The organism is Virgibacillus phasianinus (assembly GCF_002216775.1).
GTDB lineage: Bacteria > Bacillota > Bacilli > Bacillales > Amphibacillaceae > Virgibacillus_F > Virgibacillus_F phasianinus.
Map to the genome: position 1 here is coordinate 4043392 of NZ_CP022315.1, position 19203 is coordinate 4062594.

Annotated in this window: 12 protein-coding genes; 2 read left to right on the plus strand and 10 right to left on the minus strand. The window is 34.2% G+C overall.

Annotated features, from left to right (window positions below; genetic code table 11):
- Positions 1–109: 109 nt before the first annotated feature.
- The 4 genes from CFK37_RS19740 to drmA all read right to left on the minus strand — a co-directional run bounded on the left by CFK37_RS19740 (position 110) and on the right by drmA (position 7593).
- Positions 110–1561 (minus strand): DNA cytosine methyltransferase, encoded by a 1452-nt coding sequence (locus CFK37_RS19740; RefSeq protein ID WP_089063469.1) that lies wholly within the window; start codon positions 1559–1561, stop codon positions 110–112.
- Positions 1562–1656: 95 nt separating this feature from the next.
- Positions 1657–2439, minus strand: coding sequence for a phospholipase D-like domain-containing protein (locus CFK37_RS19745; RefSeq protein WP_089063470.1), 783 nt, complete (start codon positions 2437–2439; stop codon positions 1657–1659).
- Positions 2432–4243, minus strand: coding sequence for a DrmB family protein (drmB, locus tag CFK37_RS19750; RefSeq protein ID WP_089063471.1), 1812 nt, complete (start codon positions 4241–4243; stop codon positions 2432–2434). Before drmB ends, CFK37_RS19745 begins: the two co-directional genes overlap by 8 nt.
- A gap of 5 nt (positions 4244–4248) precedes the next feature.
- Positions 4249–7593, minus strand: a complete 3345-nt coding sequence (gene drmA, locus CFK37_RS19755; protein WP_089063472.1) for a DISARM system helicase DrmA — start codon at positions 7591–7593, stop codon at positions 4249–4251.
- Positions 7594–7874: 281 nt separating this feature from the next.
- On the opposite strand from drmA, the gene CFK37_RS19760 reads away from it, so the two are divergent.
- Both CFK37_RS19760 and CFK37_RS19765 read left to right on the plus strand, forming a co-directional pair.
- A complete protein-coding gene (locus CFK37_RS19760) occupies positions 7875–9701 on the plus strand; it encodes an ATP-dependent helicase (protein WP_172840539.1) in 1827 nt (608 codons plus the stop codon).
- A gap of 15 nt (positions 9702–9716) precedes the next feature.
- Entirely contained in the window at positions 9717–11168 is a 1452-nt protein-coding gene (locus tag CFK37_RS19765) for a 3'-5' exonuclease (RefSeq protein WP_089063474.1), read from the plus strand.
- 286 nt (positions 11169–11454) lie between these two features.
- Here CFK37_RS19765 and CFK37_RS19770 read toward each other — a convergent pair whose 3' ends face one another.
- From CFK37_RS19770 to CFK37_RS19795, 6 genes are all read right to left on the minus strand, one after another.
- Positions 11455–11892, minus strand: coding sequence for a restriction endonuclease (locus CFK37_RS19770; RefSeq protein ID WP_089063475.1), 438 nt, complete (start codon positions 11890–11892; stop codon positions 11455–11457).
- Positions 11879–12268, minus strand: coding sequence for a DUF6361 family protein (locus CFK37_RS19775; RefSeq protein ID WP_089063476.1), 390 nt, complete (start codon positions 12266–12268; stop codon positions 11879–11881). The genes CFK37_RS19770 and CFK37_RS19775 overlap by 14 nt, the downstream gene beginning before the upstream one ends.
- Before the next feature lie 337 nt (positions 12269–12605).
- Complete coding sequence (locus CFK37_RS19780; RefSeq protein ID WP_089063477.1) at positions 12606–13454, minus strand: toll/interleukin-1 receptor domain-containing protein; 849 nt, start codon at positions 13452–13454, stop codon at positions 12606–12608.
- A gap of 155 nt (positions 13455–13609) precedes the next feature.
- On the minus strand, positions 13610–16594 hold the full coding sequence (locus tag CFK37_RS19785) for a type III restriction-modification system endonuclease (RefSeq protein ID WP_089063478.1): 2985 nt from the start codon (positions 16592–16594) through the stop codon (positions 13610–13612).
- A gap of 14 nt (positions 16595–16608) precedes the next feature.
- Positions 16609–18432 carry a site-specific DNA-methyltransferase gene (locus tag CFK37_RS19790; protein ID WP_089063479.1) on the minus strand — a complete coding sequence of 608 codons (1824 nt, stop codon included), beginning with the start codon at positions 18430–18432 and terminating at the stop codon, positions 16609–16611.
- A 62-nt stretch (positions 18433–18494) separates the two neighbouring features.
- Positions 18495–19196 (minus strand): DUF4391 domain-containing protein, encoded by a 702-nt coding sequence (locus CFK37_RS19795; RefSeq protein ID WP_089063480.1) that lies wholly within the window; start codon positions 19194–19196, stop codon positions 18495–18497.
- Between the last annotated feature and the right edge of the window lie 7 nt (positions 19197–19203).

The following is a 19203-nucleotide window of genomic DNA, read 5'->3' on the forward strand; positions in this document are numbered from 1 at the left end:
GATTATTTGACGCTTACAAATATGGAATCAATCTCATTCATATAAATCAATCCCCGTATATTATGTTTACTATTTATAAATCTCCTCCATTTTAAAAAGTATCTATGGATCATCCAATAGATACTTCTGAGTTTATGGCTGAAGACTTTTCATAAAGATGTATTAATGACCTACCAATAGATTGTGCAAGTTTAGGAGGAACCGCATTACCAATTTGACGGTACTGATCATTTCTTCCACCACAGAAAATATAGTCTTCTGGAAATGATTGTAACAATTGCGCCTCATAAGGTGTAAGTGTTCTTGGCTGCTCTGGGTGAATAAATTTAAGTCCGTCTTTTTCCATATGGGCTAATATTGTGTTTGATGGCTTTCCCCAACTGTGTTTTACATAGGTATCTTTATGTTTACTTTTGTTATATGGATAGAGCGAATCCAAAAATTCATTGTAATCATCTGATGCCCGATTCATAAAACGTGCAGAATTGCTTCCCTGTTTTGTTTTAATAAAAATTATAATATCTCTGAAGTTGTGTTCACGTGATTGATGATTCTTCAGATGGAAACTATCTTCAAATTCATTAATCCCGTATTCTAAAATTAATTCATTATATAAGGCTATAAACTTCTTCAAATTATAAATCTTATAACTTCGTTTTCCCTTTATATATTCAGATTCTTCTTTCAATCTCTTATACAGTTGTTCTAACCCTTGCAGTTTTTTGGTTTCGGCTTCTTTTATAGCAAGAATTTCTAAACTTTCTATAAAAAACGACAAACTCTTCCTATAGTTTTTTCTGATTACGTCAATATTCTTCAGATTATCCAATCTTGAAACTGAAATCCTAGGTAATCTAACAGGAAGGTGGGCAATTGAATGCTTTACTGTTAAAAATGATGGTTTATCAAAAAATCCATTTGTTGGTTCAAGCCTAGGGTTTTCACACCCTAAACGGTTTGCAATAATAATTATTCTTCTTCTATGTTGAGGAACCCCGTATTCGGCTGCATTAAGTACTTGAAAACGGTCAGATATGCTATTTTCTATATTTGTGGTATATCCTTTAGATTCCAGTTCATCACATATAAGCTCAATTACTTGAACTTGCTTGTTATTCAACCCCTGTGTAGCATCAACTTTCTTTGATAGCATACCTTCCACATTTTCAAACACAACAAATGTTGGTTTAATATAATCTACTATTTCGAAAAAGTGCTTATACAGGGTATTACGTGAGTCATTTTTTAGCTTCTCGCGCATTTCTGCGGTTCCGGACCTAGCGGGCCCAGCTAAAGAGAATGTTTGGCATGGTGGTCCACCAATCACAACGTCTACATCACTACAAGTTTTATAAATTTTTTCTTTAGTAGAGGTACAGGTAATATCACCTTGTATTACCCTTTCTTCTCCTAAATGTCCCCGCAAGGTATCAGAAGCGGCTTGATCTAGCTCTACTGCCTTTACAATTTCAAATTCAACATTAATATTTTTCGATTGCAAAAAACCCGTTGAGAACCCCCCACCACCAGCAAATAAATCAAGTACTTTTAATGTTTTCATGGTTTTCTTCCTTTTAAAAGTGCTATTTTTCACCCAATATTATTCTATCTTTTTAAGTTAGACAAAACAATAGATCTAAATTTTCTGCATTACATCTAATAAATTTTTTTCATTTGATTATTTCTAAGTAATGATTGATATTGTTTCCATATATCCCGAGTTACTTGATGGTTTTCAATAACAACACCAGTTTCTATATTCTTCATAAATCCATGAAAAGAAAAGTTTGCTGAAGTTAATAACATTTTCGTCTGATCAATGATGATTAGCTTTGCGTGCAAACTCGTATAATCAGAAGCACTACTTCCAACCCAACTATAAATATTTAACAAATATGGTTCTTTATTCCAATTATTCATAATCTCATTAAAGTTTCGTTCTTCCGTGTTAACAATTAAATTTATTCTACATTTTCTATCAGCGGCATTCTCAATACTTCTAAGAAGTTCACGCATCGCATCATCTCTAAATGAGAAATTATATCCGACTATAAAAATTTCTTCATTTGCTGAATCAATTAATTGTTTCACAGTATCATAGGTATTATATTGGACCAAATTCCTTTCAAAGTTAGGTCCCGTCCACACAAATGATATTCTGGGCTGAGAACTAATTTGATATTTTGCCATCTTCTCAGCTACTTGCAAAGCATTTATTAAATCAGATGACTTAAATTCACAAGTGTACGCTTCTTCAAATATCTCAAAAATAAAGTATTCCAGATCGAAAGGAAAGTTTAACTTAGATTGAAGGTGACCATACCCATTTTTAATTTCATTACACCCCAATACTTCTATTAGCTTACCAAGCAAATGATCGGCATAATTGTTGGTGCAAACAGATACAAAGTGTACAATATTATCCTGTAGTCTACACATTATTAAAAAATTCCCTTTGATAATTAGCAACTGTTTCTACCAACAAAGACCGATCCAAATAACGGTTTGAATTTTCACAAGAAGTTTCCGCAATTAGTACACAACTATGACACGCGGCGCCGTTAACATCTATAAGTTTTTCCGCATCGTGTTCGGCACATTGTGGATCCCCGGAACAGTACCTTGCTGCCGCCAAAGCTCTTGCCATTATAGACTCGAATTGATCTTCATTTCCTAATTCCACTAACCCACCTAAACTTCCTTCCGAATCAACTGTAGAAGTATAAATTAGTATACCAGACATTTCATTTTTTGCATCGGAGTATATTCTTTCTTTTAAAGCCGACGATGAATATCCCGAATGTAAAGTTAGTTCCCTGATTAAAACGTGGGAAAGGGTGTGCAGCAGAACATAGCGCAAGCCTTCAAATGGGGGTATTGCATCATCAGGCAAATCACGTTCTTGGTACATTTTTTTATGTGCACTTTCCATAGACTTTTCGTAACCCCTAAACTTATTTTCCCATTTATTTAATTTATCATTGTTAATGGTTAAGAAAATCCCTTCTCCATATGTTTCTACACCTGGTAACCAGTTGGGTTTGTTTTCGGAACTTAATGGGGCCAACTCTACTTGATCACTAGAACCACCATCTTCTCCTTCAGATTCTCTTGAAAGTCTCGACGTCACATCCGGTGATGGATGAATCCGTGTAAATCCTTTCAAAACCATAACTTCTTTTAAACGTTTCACCTTAATTAAATTGGAAATAAAACCCCTATACCTGCGAGGTACATTTGCTTTTTCTACTTCAAATTCAATACCATCATAATTATACTGTTCGGTAAGAAGGGCATTGTACTCTGGTATTTTCAAATCATCATCTTCCTTATTTTTATTACCATTTTTTATTTGCTGTACAATACTCCAAACTTTATCCAAACCAATCCGATTTATATCTGGCTTCCGTTTAAAATATTTATCGAAAAAGCTTCTATCACTAAATAATTCATCATCATCCAAATCAACATTATTTCTAACAAATTCCTCTAAATTTTCTTCTGGTTTAGACGGGATTACAAGTGAGCTTTCCAAAGAAGAAAAATAAATATTTGACGCACCTCTTAACAGTAGTTTTCGTTCCTCTTCACAACCTTGTACTTTATCCCTTAGCCAAGGTCTATTACCAGAACAGTTTCCTAGGATTCGATTATTAGACATCGCTTCACTAATAGGCCTTTCCTTATCACATGTTTTGCAGCGGACTACAAGATCTTTTAATGATCCCGTGGCTCCTTCATCTTCCAAATATAATTTGCACTTTTTTGCTTCATATTTTTGTCCTCTGTGAACATAAAATTCCCAAGGAAAGTCATCTATATGTCCCTTTTTACATGCTGTTATAAAACGTACAGGATGTGTTTTGACTTTGGGACAGGGTCCATTTTCGTTATCAGGGTTTTTACAGTAAAGAACTCCATCTTCTTCAAAAAAGTCTCGGCCATTCCTTTTTCCTAATTTCCTACATTTTGGGCAAACGTGGTACTCCGGAAAACGATAAGCAGGTATTGTTCCATAATCTGATCCAGAATTCGCATTTATAGGTATTGATTTTATTTGCTTAATCCTTAATTTTTTCATAATCCTCGGTTCATCAATACTTTTTGATTTAGATACATCTAAATCGTCCCACTTGTCAATACCACCCATTATTACTGAGTAGTCAGGTAGATCAACTATAGAGCCTGGTCCAAATGTAGTAATAAATTGACTTGGTCTTAACTCACCGACTTTGTTTCCCATAATATTCAATCCCTTCCAATGTATATACCTGCCGTTGTTTCTACGTCTCTCATGGAATTAGGTGTTTTAAAGGTACCTTCTGTTTCAGCTTTACCTATGTGATATAACAGATTCGATTCGCTTTTTGCATTCGGTTTGTAATAGTTTAACCTGCTTCTATTTGCATCGTCTTCCCATTCTTCGATTAGCCCTCGCAAGTGATTTTCTATTGCATCTGTTGGCAAGTTCATCTTCTTCGCCCTATTCAAAAATATATTCATTATTTTATTTGAAATACTGTTAACCTTTTCCATATTTCCAGCACTACTATTGTTTGTAAGTCCTAATTCACCAAGTCTTAACATAGAAACAAATACAGCCGCTAGCCCTCTATCCCGAGCCCTTGAGGCAAATGGAGTAACACTGATTGGCTCTACATACCTATATAGTGCAGAGTGATAAGCAAAAAACTCTTCATAATGCGATATATCCCTTGGTCTAGCCCAATTATAAGAAGAAATTATTAGCCCAGGGTGCTTTCTACCTACCCTACTTGTAGACTGTATATACTCCGCAGTAGTTTTAGGTTGACCATTCACTACCATTAAGCCCAATCTTGAAACGTCGACACCAACAGATATCATATTACTTGCTAACAAAACATCTACTGGCGTAAATTCACCCTTTTTATAATAAAGCTGTTCCAAACGAGATAAAAGTTCTGGAATTTTCCCAGAATCAATCCGACTGGTCAATTCTGGAACATCCCGTTCTAATTCCCTCTTCGTAAATTGATATTTGTTATTCTCGCTAAATTGTTTTTCAAGTGTATTCATTCGTGCAGGAACGTCATCTTCAATTAAACGTACAGCTCCACCCAATTCTCGTATGCTATTAAAATATCCTACTAATGTATAATATGGATCGAGAAACTTTGAATCATAATCTTTTTCCATTTGAGAAACACTTGCCAACATGTTGGCATAAACCCTTAATTGAGTGGTTTTCATGCTTTTGCCGGGAGCAAACACCCCAACATATAAACGTCCCGGTGTTTCGGAAACCGGTCTTTGTTGCGCAAAGAAAGAATCCGTATGAGATAAGCCTGGACTAGGAAAAATCTGAGCCTTTCGAGTATAAAGTCCTTCTATCTGTTTTTCAGCATTCTTAATGGTGGCTGTAGAAGCGACTATTTTAGGTCCAACGTCTATTCCTTTGACTTTAATTGAAGACAGATAATCTACAGCCGTCTCATAAAGCCCTACCATAGTTCCCAAAGGACCCGAAATAAGATGAAGTTCATCTTGGATAATTAAGTTAGGTGGAAGGATTGGCTCACTGTTTATAAGGCTTAAGCTACCAGATACATTTTTAGCATTACCCTGTTCTATACTTGATCCACCATTTGATAGGAAGCCCCATTCTTTTACTTCACCTTTTACTTTTCCAAACAAATTTTGAATTTCGGGTTGCCATGGCATACGTGCAAATTTATCCACGGTTCCAATAACTAAATCAGGAAGTAATCGATAGATTTCTTCATCTGTTACCAAAACTGGTAATCCCTCGTTGTTTGAATTTTTTCTGTGAAAAGAGCAGTCACTATTTGGACAGCAAATATTAATTCTTCTTTTCTTGTCTCTATACTTATATGTGCTTAAAAATAATTTCGGTTTTTTGTCATCAATTAATTTAGTACCACACCACGGACATGAAACCAGCTGTACTGGCGTCCCTTTTGATAGGTCAACAAAGTTTTCTCTTGTTCCTTTACTAATGCCATCTGCTTTTGCACTTATTACTTTCTTGGCGTCTTCAAATTTATTAGGTACACTACTTTGTCCAACCCAAAGTCCAATTCTAAATGTGTTTTCTCCCCATACATCAGAAGATTCTTTCCTAATTTCCTCACATGCACAAATCATTGCTGTTGCACGTTGGAATTGTTGTACTGTTAAAAGTCTTAAAGTATAGCGCATAATAACTGAGACTCCAACGTCATTCCTATAACCATTCAGTTTTACCAACCTTCTATAGCCTAATGTAAAAGCAGCTAGACCAAGATATGCCTCAGTCTTACCACCCCCGGTTGGGAACCACAATAAATCCGCAATCTGTCTGTCTTTTGATGTTGAATCAGCAACACCTTCAATATTTTGTAAAAAGAAAGCGATCTGAAATGGACGCCAAGTTGATTCTTCTTTTACTTCATTGTGGGAAATCCCTTTTTCAATAGCTAGAGTGTGCACACGTTGACTCGCCATTACCCTATTAGCAAAAATAAAAGATTCAAAGGCCATTTTATTTTTGTCCAATTGTTTTATCCCATTTTCCATTCTTGCAAGGGATTGCTGACACCTTTCCATATGTTGTATTGCAGTTTCCTTATATTCCGTTATTGTTCTGATCTCTCTTTTTCTTTCCTCTATCCATTTCCCATACTCATTTAGTAACGGTTGCAAGGCAACTCTAACTTGTTCAGGCGAAGTCATTGCCCCCAGTTCATCCATATCTAAAGTGCCACCTTTATCCCATTTTGGTGGTATTACCATTGGAATCTCATGTGCCGGTATAATTTCGGTTTCCAGCATGCCACATCTTTTTAATTGTTTGTCAACACCACGCCAGTTAACGGCTATACTGTGACCAACCCCATAAACAGCTTCTTCCCGATAAAGTAGTTCATTGGTTTTAGTATCATCGTCTTGAAATCCTTTTTCATTATTTGAAAATGCGTTTCTTACCATAAATGATTTATCCGACTTGCTTTTCACAACTATTTTAGGTTGGAAAACACATTTGTGATCGATATTATGCTCATCCGTATCTTGCGTATAACGATTTACCATAAACATGCTTACTGCATAACAATTATTGTACGTTCTTACTATCCATTCTAGTCTAATTGACTTTATAGTTTCGCTTTCATTCACTATATCTAACTTGGGTATTTGTATGTATTGTTTTTCTCCAAGTCCTTTTGTTACGTTTATTTCTAGATTTTTTATCCCAAAAGGTGTCCTTGACCATTCTTTTTCACTACCTTCTTCATACATACCAAAATCGACATCCACTAATAAATTTGGCATTTCCTTATCTACCAAAAATGATAGACCTATAGCTGATGGATTCATAGCTTTTGCTAAAGGAGCAATGGATTCAATTGTTTCTTTAGCTGTATCCCTTCCTTGAATATTTTCGCTTTCATCCTCAAAAGTTGCAATGCTGGATTTCATGGGCCACAGTATTCCGGCTAGATATTTCTGAAGTGGTTTATTTTTAATTGTCTCAGATTCAGTTTCAGGACCCACCAAGTCATATCGAAGGCGGTTTAATAATTCTGACCTAACGTCCTTTGCAGAAATACTCATAACAACACTCCTCGAAAAATATATATGAAAATGATGATTCGATTATTTGAACTAACCAAAAATGACGGGATTTTACTTGCTAAAGTCATAACAAAGATTGATGAATTTATAGGTAGTAATGGATACCAGTACCTACCTACTATACTTCCAAAAATAATCCTTTAAACATCAATATTTTCACAATTTAATAATAACACACTATTTATACTACTAATAGACAAATAAATTTGCTAATATAATAGTAGGATGCAAGCTATAATACCCGTAAAAGGATGTTATTGATGAGCGAAATAATAAATTATTTAAATAAAGAACAGAAACAATCTGTTTTATATAATGGGAAATACTTACAAATCAATGCTGGTCCTGGGACTGGTAAAACTACAACATTGGCAGCTAAAATACTTTATACACAAAGTGAACTGGGTATAGATACTGAAGAAATATTAGGTATTTCTTTTTCTAGATCTGCAAAAAGTCAATTACTTCATAAATTAGAGGAATTTTCCGATAGAATTGGATACGGTGGAAAACCAACAATTTTAACGTTTCATAGCCTAGCCCACCGAATTATTAAAAACGGAATTTATTGTAAAGAATCCCGATTCCGTGCAGGTTTTCAAAGAGTAAGCACTGAAGAATTTCTAAACTTAGATCAATCATTAATTAAGGGATTATGTAAAGCATACGCAGACAGAGACGTTGTAAATAACGCATTGGCTAGGGCTTACACTGAAATTAGGCAAGGTAATCAATTAGAATTTGATCCATTTAATCATTATGAAGAGATTGATGATAAAAAAGTTTATAATATTACCACATATGAAAGTGGTCGTATTCTAATTAAAGGCGAAGAATTAAAAAAATACTGGGCTAGAGTAAATAAGATAGAAAAAATTAAAAACGTCACAGATTACCAAGGAATGATTTCGGAGGCTATAAGATTACTGCAACTAAAAAAACTCACTTATAATATGATTTCTTCCAAGTATAATTATATTTTTGTGGATGAATATCAGGACACTTCCTTAGCCCAGGAAAAATTGCTTTTTTCAATTATTCATAATTCCAGCCACGTTACTATTGTGGGTGATAAAAACCAAACAATCTATACATTTAATGGATCCAATAGTCGGAATTTAAAACGATTCTCAGATTTTTTTAGTAGGAAGGATCCTAATAATTACAAAATGGTAAATTTGATCCAAAACTATCGTTCAACTAATGAAATAATTGAACTTGCTAACGACTTTATAAAAGAACAAAATATTATACCATATAAAACCCGATCAGGTTTTCAACCTACCCTAGTTGAAACTCACTCTATCGAATTAGCAGCAACCTATGTTGCCAACAAAATAAATGAACTAATTGATAATGGCGAATACAATCCATCCGATATTTGTGTACTGTATAGAAAGAACTCTGAATACTACCCTCAAGGCGAGAAAGTATTCAAAAAACTAGAAAGTATGAACATAGCCTACACCAAAAAACAATCTAAAAGTGGGGAAACCATATCTTTGTCAGAACGAATTATTGCACTAAGCAATAAATATGAAGAAGAGCCATTAGATGAAATTATATCTATACTCATAGAAAAAAATGAAAATGAAGATCTTATTTCTTTTGTAAAAGATGCTATATCTCAAGGTGCTGTTGACACAGATGATTTAATTGACTACTCAGTAGAATTGGAGGAATCAGTTTCAGTTGAAACTGATGACGCAGTTATTGTAAAAACAGTCCATGATGCAAAAGGTTTGGAATATCCAGTTGTATTTATTCTTTATCTTGGAGATCGTGAGTTCCCCCATAGTAGTCAGCCAGATATTGATGAGGAAAGTCGCCTCTTTTATGTAGGCATAACAAGAGCACAAAATCAGTTATATATTCTTGGGAAAAAGGGAATTCATCAAGAAAGTTTTTTGGACCGTTGCCTTCCCTCTAATATTAAGTTCGAACAGTACCATAATTCAAACCAAGAAGAAAAAAATGAAGGATTTAATTATAAGGATAAATCTATCATTGACCAAACAACAAAACAACTAAAAGAAGCTGAAAATAAAGAACAGGAAGAGCTAAGAAGATTAATGGATCTTTTTTAATAAGGAGGAACCTTAATGTCTACAACACCAGTAGAGTTAACAAGAACACAGCAAAAGTGCGTAACTTTCAAACCAAAGGGAGATTTGCTAATCCAAGGTATACCTGGGAGTGGTAAATCTACCATTCTTTTGGCTAGAGCACACCACTTAAGCAAATCCAAATCGAATGATAAACTATTATTGTTAACTTTTAGTAGGGCCTTAACTAATTACGTTAAACAACTATCCCTTAAAACAAATCCAACACCATTAGAAGCAAAAACATTCCATCAATGGGCACAGGAAATGTTAAAGGAAACTGATTATCCCCATACACGTCTTATCCTTGGTGATCAAAGGGAAAATACTATTAAATTCGCAAAAAATATTGTGAATAAACATGGAAAAAATGTTAGTTTCCCTAGTATTAAGGTTAAAAATAATGAGGATAAAGCCTTATTAAAATTTCTTTGTGATGAGATTGAATGGATTAAAGGAGCAGGAATCACTTCGCGAGAAAAATATATTGAAATTAAACGCGTAGGTAGGGGAAACGACATTAGGGTTACCAAGGATAACCGTCAAACCATTTACGACGTCCTTGAGAAATATAATGAGTTATTAAGCACTCATACAAAACATCAAGGAATTGATGGGGATGATTTGGCACGAGTTATTGTTAAAAAAGCAGATCAAATTCCAAATCATCTAAAGCCAGACCATATCTTGGTTGATGAAGCACAGGATCTTCACACTATGCAATTAAAGGCTATTAGTTCTATTAGTAAGAGGAGTTTAACTATTGGAGCTGATAAGGGACAACAAATATATCGCCGTGCATTTACATGGAAACAAGCAGGTATTGATGTAATTGGTAATCGTAGTCGTTTACTTAAACAGACTTTTCGTTCAACACGTCAAATAGTTCAATTAGCTAATGATTTTCAAGAGAAAGATAAATTATATGTAAAAGACAAAGATTACCAAAAAGCAAGTGTCCCTGAGATCGACGGAAAAATGCCTACTTTATTACTGTGTAAGGATAAAAAAACCGAAGAACAGCAAATCATTGATCATGTTAAAACTATTAGAAGCTCCTATCCAAATGATAATATTGGTATTATTGCTACTACCCACTACAAACTTGATCAAATTGACCTGCTACTAGAAAAACAAGGGGTTCCTGTGTATAAATTAAAAGATAATGAAGCTGATATTATATCACCGGGCGTAAAGTTAATAACTTATCAATCTTCAAAAGGGCTAGAATTTGATCATGTTATAATAACAGATCTTAAAAAAAATAAAATGCCTTATAAATCACCTTCACCAGGAGAAGATGAGGCAGAATTCTTATCACGCGAAAGAAAGAAGCTATATGTTGCGATGACTAGGGCCAAAAAAACAATTCTCCTAATTGCGGTTAAGGAATATTCTTCTTTTGTACAGGATCTTAATAGTGATTTGTATGAGGAAATAATCCAATGATCTAATGACTAAGGTTTTTTAGTAGGTAAGAGTGATTATTTTAAATATCCCTTGTATACTTTATTTGCCACTAAATAAACAGCAAGTAGCACAAGAATTTGTCTAATTTAGATGACATATTATATGAAGGATTTTTCTTTCGTTTGCCCTTCAAGCAATTGTATTTTATCTCATCAGCATAAACTTATCCAAAAACCATTTGAGATCATTTTTCATTAGCTTCCCTTTACCTTTAATATGAACTAGGAGAGGAGTTTTCCTCTCCACATTGTAATCAACACCGTTCTCAAGAGCGGCGAGTGTTTACGTCCACATTCAATTTACCGTCTTCACGTAAGCGAAAATCCTCCTGTTCTGTGCTACCTTTTGTTTCACTTACAAAAAACAGTTTTTCTACGCCATCATTTTCAACTAATATTACCCAGTCGGGATTATAACTTCCTAAAGGTGTATCAATAACAAACGATCCAGGCAATTTCACAAATAACTTAACATCTTCGTCATTATTGAGCTTCTCAGCAAATATTTTCTCTGTATCTGAATCATATTTTATATAATTATATACTGATATAGCATCATCAACCTTCACAGCATTTGCTTTCATATACCCAACAAGCTCCCCATTCTTAAATAATGACTGTTCGTAATATTCGTGGTCGCCAATTTTCTCGTACTTAATACCGTCAATAATAAGTTTTCGCTTTTCACGATTAACAATTTTCATTACTGATTCCATAAAGGCTTGAGGGTTTCAGTTTCTGCCCCGCTCTACCACCAATTACACCGCTTTCACCATCAACAAACAACGTATCAATTAACGCGATCTCTTCCTCACCAAGTTTCCGGATTAAATCCTGTGGTCTAGTATATTTCTCTTTTTCCAACTCCATTAATAAATACGGAATAATAAAATAGTACTTCGCTCTAGCCTGGATCGTCGAAGTAACCGGAAACAAGATATCTGCAAACCCATCACGGATTAAGCCAATCCCTAGTTCATCCACTGCCTCTGGCCCCGAAAGCGCATGGAGGACAGCCATCACCTTATCCTTATGTTCACTGGAGTAGTCTATCCAGCCTAGTTTTAATTCGTTTAACATGATAAGACCCCTTTGGTTGTTTGTTATACTAGATTATTTTAATTGTAAGGGATATTTGTTATGGTTTAAAGGTTGGTTGGGAGTGTTTTTACTTTAGTTAGTTAAATCTCATTTACTTTTGATGCGGTTCACTGTACCGGTTTGTAAGGTAAAAAAACATGCTATTAATACCATAGAATAAAGGTGGCAGTCGATTATGGCCACTCCCTGTCAAAGGTACAACATTTAATCTAATAATATTTTTTAGAGTAGTCCGTACCCCTATATATTTTTAAACCTATTATGTAATGATTAACTTTGAAGTCCAACTGTTCTCTACTATATAGCTTAAGAAAATCTAATCTTCTTCCTTCGACATGGAAATTACCTGAAAAATATGTTCTACAATTTCATCTATCGTAAACTTTTCAGTGCTTAAAGCAAACTTATCAACTAAATATGGGTTATATTGTCGGACTTCTTCAACCGAAACATCATGCCATATCGGCAATATGATTATTTTTTTTTCATTAATTTCTCGGTTTAAAAAGCTCTTGAATTCGTACTCAGACCATCCACTCTGAATGAAATTAGATGATAGGAAGACTACAACAAATCTTGAATTTAAAATTCCCATATTCATCATATCAGTTTGACTTTGTCCTATTTTGAAAACCTTAACATCCTCAAAGACATTGAGCCCTTTATTACTTAGCTTTTCAGAAAGTTCGGTAACAAAAATTTCCTTATCAAGACTTGAATGGGATAAAAATACGTCATATTCTATAACTTCTTTTTCATGTGCAGTATGCTTAACATCTATTGCCAGTTCATTTAACCTTTCTGATACTTCCGATACCTTGTTCATATAATTCTCATTCGTGTTTGTTTGAGATTTAATAGTTTTCATCATTCTTTCGTACTCCCGCTTTTGTTCTTTATCGACTTTTTCTTTATTTCTGTTAATATCATCATAATTTTTGCGAACCTGTTCCATTAACTGTGTCATTTCTTTTTCATACTTTAATAGATTCTTCTGATATCGTTCCAACCTTTGTAAATCCGATCTCGTCGCATTCTTTTTCTTTGTTATTTTATTTATTTTCTTTGCTTCATCGTCTCTTCTTTTCCTTACTGCTACCAGTTTTTTTGAAAGTTCACCTTCTTTTCTAATGGTTCTTCTTAAGTTAGTCTCGTTGATGCTCATTACCTTACCCCTTTTCTACATTTGTAATTTAAATTATCAATATCGTATAAATAAAACGCTAAAGAAACTGTAACATTAATAATTAACAGCCTTTAGCGTTCTTGTTAGTTGAGATCCTATTGTGTCTAAGCTAAACACTCAAGCAAAAAATTATTTTATACTTTCTCTTTCAACTGCTCATAACTACTTGCAACATCGTACTTAACACCATTCTCAAGTGCAGCAAAGTGTTTACGCCCACATTCAATCTTACCGTCCTCGCGTAAGCGAAGATCTTCTTGATCTGTACTTCCTTTTGTTTCAATGACGAAGAATAGTTTTTCGACACCATCATTCTCGACTAAGATTGCCCAATCAGGATTATAGTTTCCTAATGGTGTATCAATAGCAAACGACCCAGGTAATTTCACAAATAACTTTACATCTTCATCGTTGTTGAGTTTTTCAGCAAATGTTTTTTCTGTGTCAGAATCATACTTGATGTAATTGTACACAGACTTGTCATCATCAACTTTAACAGCATTAGCTTTCATATACCCTACAAGCTCTTCGTTTTCAAATAATGATTGCTCATAATATTCGTGATCACCAATCTTCTCGTATTTAATGCCATCGATGATAAGTTTACGTTTTTCCCGATTAATGATTTTCATTACTGCTTCCATAAAGCCCTGAGGATCCTTTTTAAAATCATCCAGACGTTCGGACTTTATAAGTATATCCACTATAGTTCGGCGTTTAAGATTTGTTTGCTCCTGCAGATAACGTAATATGTCAGGTAGCCTTCGCTCTTCTTCCAAAGCTTCATATACCCTTAGTGTTTGTCCTTCACCTGTAACCCCAGAGTGCTCAACTTTCAGGAGTGCATTTTCCCGTTTAACTTTTCTTGCTCTAAATGGGGCTAATTTTCTAATCGCTGATACACTTTCATTCATTAGTCTTTCACTATCCAATTGAACGGAATATGTAGTTTTATATTTAATCTTATCCCATAATTGGTTGAAATCTTCACTTAGTAATACTTCTTTGTTCAACCCAATGGAGACTTTATGTTTTTCATTAAATACAGGTAGCTTTTTAATCGACTTTTTAATTACCCGCTCAATCTCTTGCTGTACAGGTGAAAATTCATCGGGCACCGAAAAATCTTCACTTACTAAATCCTGTTTAAGAGAATCTTTTACTTTACCTTTTCTATCGATGTATTTCTTTTCTAACAGATAAACAAACAATTTCTCGGACTTTTCATAACCAAGTGTTTGTTCTTCATTATTTTCATCCTTAAAAGTAATTGGTGCGAAAGCCTGTTGCTCAATATATCCAAACTTAATGCCTGTTTCACCTTCCATTTCTTTTTGAAGTGAATCTGCAAACTCCTCATAGGATTCATTTGCAACAACGGTTAATATATTGTCGTTTTCATCATAAACACGGTGACCATCTTTATTAACTGGTAGACGAAGACCACGTCCGATTTTTTGTCGTTTTGTAAGTGTGTCTTTTGTTTCGACTAACGTACAGATTTGAAATACGTTTGGGTTGTCCCATCCTTCTTTAAGTGCCGAGTGAGAAAAAATAAACCGCTTCGGTTCATCAAAACTTAGTAATCTTTCTTTATTCTTCATGATCAGCTCAAAGAAGGATTCATCATCTTTATTTGAACGGAGAGAACCGTCTTTTGTTGTTCGACTGTCTTTAAAATTTCCCTTTTTGTCTTGCGAGAAGTAACCTCCATGAACATCTTCCACATTAAAGTTTGTAAGAAAGCTATCTTCTTCAAATAAAGTATGATATTTCTGATGCTTAATTAGGTTCAAATACTCTTCTTCAAACATTTGCGCATATCTCCCATGGCTCCATGTACCATCATCGTTATAAACACGATAGTTAGCAACCTTATCAATGAAAAACAAGCTAAGTACTTTTATTCCTTTATTAATTAGTTTTAACTCTTTGTCTAAATGAGTCCGGATTGTTTCACGGATTTGATATCTTTTTAAAAGGTTATCGTCCATTCCACCAATCACTCCACCAAGTCCCAGTACTTTGCCATTTTCAAACTCTATCGATTCATTGCCTGGGAAGCAATCAATTCCAGCTACTACATAACCTTGATATAAATCACGCTCACCAGATAGTAAGAAGAGATTATTCTTTTTATTAGGATCTATCTGTTTTCGAACACGCTTTACGTTACCATTCTTCTTTTTCTCGTCTAGCTCTACCGTTGCTTTATATCCACTTTTGTTTGAAACACTAATAAGCTTAATGTATGGATCGTTATAATCATCATCCGAATTCACCGACAGCACTTCGATCTTTTTCACTAATTGTTGGTCATAAGCATCAATAGGATCCAATTTATACATCAGATTATACGTTTCTCTATGTGTTGCAGAATAACGCAATTTACATAATGGATTAAGTGATGAAATGGCTTCCTTTGCTTTCTCTGTATTATCAACACTTTGAGGTTCATCGATAATGACTATAGGGTTTGTTTCTTGAATGAACTCAATTGGTTTTTTCCCATTCATTGTATCCCGCTCACGATGGATAAGGTTCGCTTTTGTCTCTTTCCCAGGATCATCGAAACTTTTCCTGAATGCGTCGATGTTAATAATCATTACTTCAATATCACTACTTGTTGCAAACTCACGAACTTTCTCTAGCTTTGATGAATCATAGATAAAATAATGACAATGCTGCCCCGGGTATAATTCATTAAAATGATCAGCAGTCATTTGGAACGATTTGTATACCCCTTCTCGTATAGCCACACTTGGTACGACGATTACAAATTTCGAGAACCCATACTTTTTATTTAGTTCAAAAATACTGCGAGAATACACATACGTTTTCCCTGTACCTGTTTCCATCTCAACGGTGAAATTCCAGTCTTGGATAACATTACTTTTTTTCAAGTGATTTCCCTTTTGTATCGTTTGTATATTTTCTAATATTTCTTGTTCTGACAGTTCAAGCTTATTACCAATACCTAATTCAGTTTGTTGCTGTCCTAAAATATGTCCAGCACCAACTGAGAAGTTAGATACTTTTACAGGTTGTCCATCAAAAATGTCTACAATAGAGTTGGCAGCATCTAATTGGTATTGTTGTTCATCAAATTTAATCTTCATTACTGAACACTCCCTTAAATAACACGAATATCCTCTACATTGTGACGTTTTAAGATTTGCTGTGCATTTGTTCGAACAGTGTCATCTTTGAATCCTTCATCGTAGAAAACAACACGCGCTGGGTTTATTTCTGCGATCTGTTCAATGATGTCTAAAGTAATATCACGTTCCAAGCAAATTAAGAGATATCCCATACCAACATCATAGACCGACTTACCAGCTATATTTTTCTTCTCAATAGGGATGGTTAAATCTACTCCATACTTAAGTAATACTTCATAAACAACATCCTCCTGAGTACGCCCTTCTTTAACCGGATCAATCATATTCAATAAGTCTTGTTCTAAATCAAAGGATTCTTCGTCCCATTTTTGTAAATTTGTTTCGTCTAGCTTAAAAGCTTTAAAACCAATGTCAACTTTTCTGATATATTCATTTCCTTTAATTTCCTCAAAGACTTTTTTTCCAGCAAGTCGAATGCGGTCTTTACTGATGTCGCTTATAGTTCTATATCCATTTTTATATCCATCACTTTTTTCATCTAATGGTTCATCTAATTGGACCATAATAAATTTACGATTTTTATACTCTTCAACATTTAACTCAAACACTGCTTGAGCAGTAGTGCTGGAACCCGCAAAAAAATCTAGTACAATATCATTTTCGTTTGTACCTAAATAAATGGCTTTTTTAATTAGGTTTACTGGCTTAGGGAAATCAAAGTATTTTTTATTACCGAACAATTTCTTTAAATCTTGTGATGCTGACTGAGTATGACCTACTTCTTTATGGTACCAAATACTAATTGGTACTCTTCCTTGTTGAACGTCAGATAAAAACCTTTTTATCCTTGGTGTGTTTTTGCCATTGGGGCCGAACCAAATTCTATTGTCATTAATAAGCTCATTCATCCTTGTCTTTGAGGTATTCCAACATCTGCCTTCAACAGGTTCTACTGTCTTACCTGACGGAGTCTTAATAGGATAATCATAATCTGAGTTATATGTGGCTACTGTCAAATTATCAGATTGCCAAGGGCCTCTTGGATCATTATCTGGATTTTTATATCTTGCTTTTTGTTCTTCAGTCATCGGGAGTAGGTTCCGATTAAATTTTGTTTTATCCTTTGCATAACATAGTAATTGTTCATGATTTAACGAAAAATATTTGGCATCGTTTTGTGGAGAAAATTTCTTTTCCCAAATTATTTCTGTTATAAAGTTTTCCTCTCCGAAAATCTCATCACACATCTTTTTGAGATTGGCAACCTCATTGTCATCTATACTTATGAAGATAACGCCATCCGCTTTTAAAAGATTCTTGGCCACCTTTAGTCTTGGATACATCATATTTAGCCAATCTGTGTGAAAACGTCCATTTGTAAGAGCATTAGACTTATATATATCACCCATTTTTTCTTTATAATTTGTAACATTATCATGAAAGTTATCCTTATAGACAAAGTCCTTTCCAGTATTATACGGTGGGTCAATATAAATCATTTTAACCTTATTACGATAAGAATTTTGGAGTACTCTTAGAACTTCTAAATTGTCACCCTCAATGTAAAGATTTTGAGTTGTATCCCAGTTTACACTCTCTTCCTTATATGGCCGTAGAGTACCAGTAATCTGTTTCTGTGCCAATTGAATAGCTTCCGTCTTACCTTTCCAAGTAAATTCATACCGCTCTTTATCTTTTTCAACATGTTCACCTAAATTCAACATGAACTTATCCATGTCAATTTTCCCTTCTGTAAATATGTCAGGGAATATTTCTTTCATTTTCTCAATGTTATCTTTAACTACATCGAATGTTTTACCGTCTAGCTTATCCATCTAACACAACTCCCTTATTTGTTTCAATATCTGTTCTTTTTCTTGTTCCCTTTTCTTTATTTTCATATGGAGTTCCATCTTCCCCCAAAATCAAGCTGTTCTTTTTGTAATTGTCGAAGTTGATCTATGCTTTTATCGACATCATTAAATGAAGTTATTAGAGGTAATAATTCTTCAGATGATGTACTTATTTTTGGATAGGTACTTATATTTTCAATTAATAGGCTCATTGTTATCGCTGAATGTACACTTTCATAAAACGCCCAGAGATTACTATATGATAAGTTATTAAAACGAATCCGCTGTAGAAAACGTTGTACTCCATCATTAACATCCGATAATTTAATCCAAGGTGACTGAATTACATTTCCAACTGCTATCTTAGTCTCATCATTGTTGTTTATCCTCTTATGCGCAGCACTAATGCTGATGTTCTCATTTTCATCGGATGCAATAATCACAATTGGATTTGGCAAGACTTTGTGAAACAGCTTCACCATTCGTTCATACCTGTTTATCGTTTTAAATGAAACGGATAGCCAATAGATTTCTTCATACCGTTTATCTTCATTAACGTACTTAGAAATTTTTATAGTATCCTGTTTGCAGATAGCCAGTAAATAGATGCTTTCAATTTCAGTAGTTAACAGCTCTTTTTCATCAGGTGTTAATTGACCTTGCTCATAAAATTGTTTCTTCGCTATTTTACGATTAAAGATTGTTTTTTTCGGCATATCGAAAATGTCAATAAGTTGACGTCGCATTGAATCA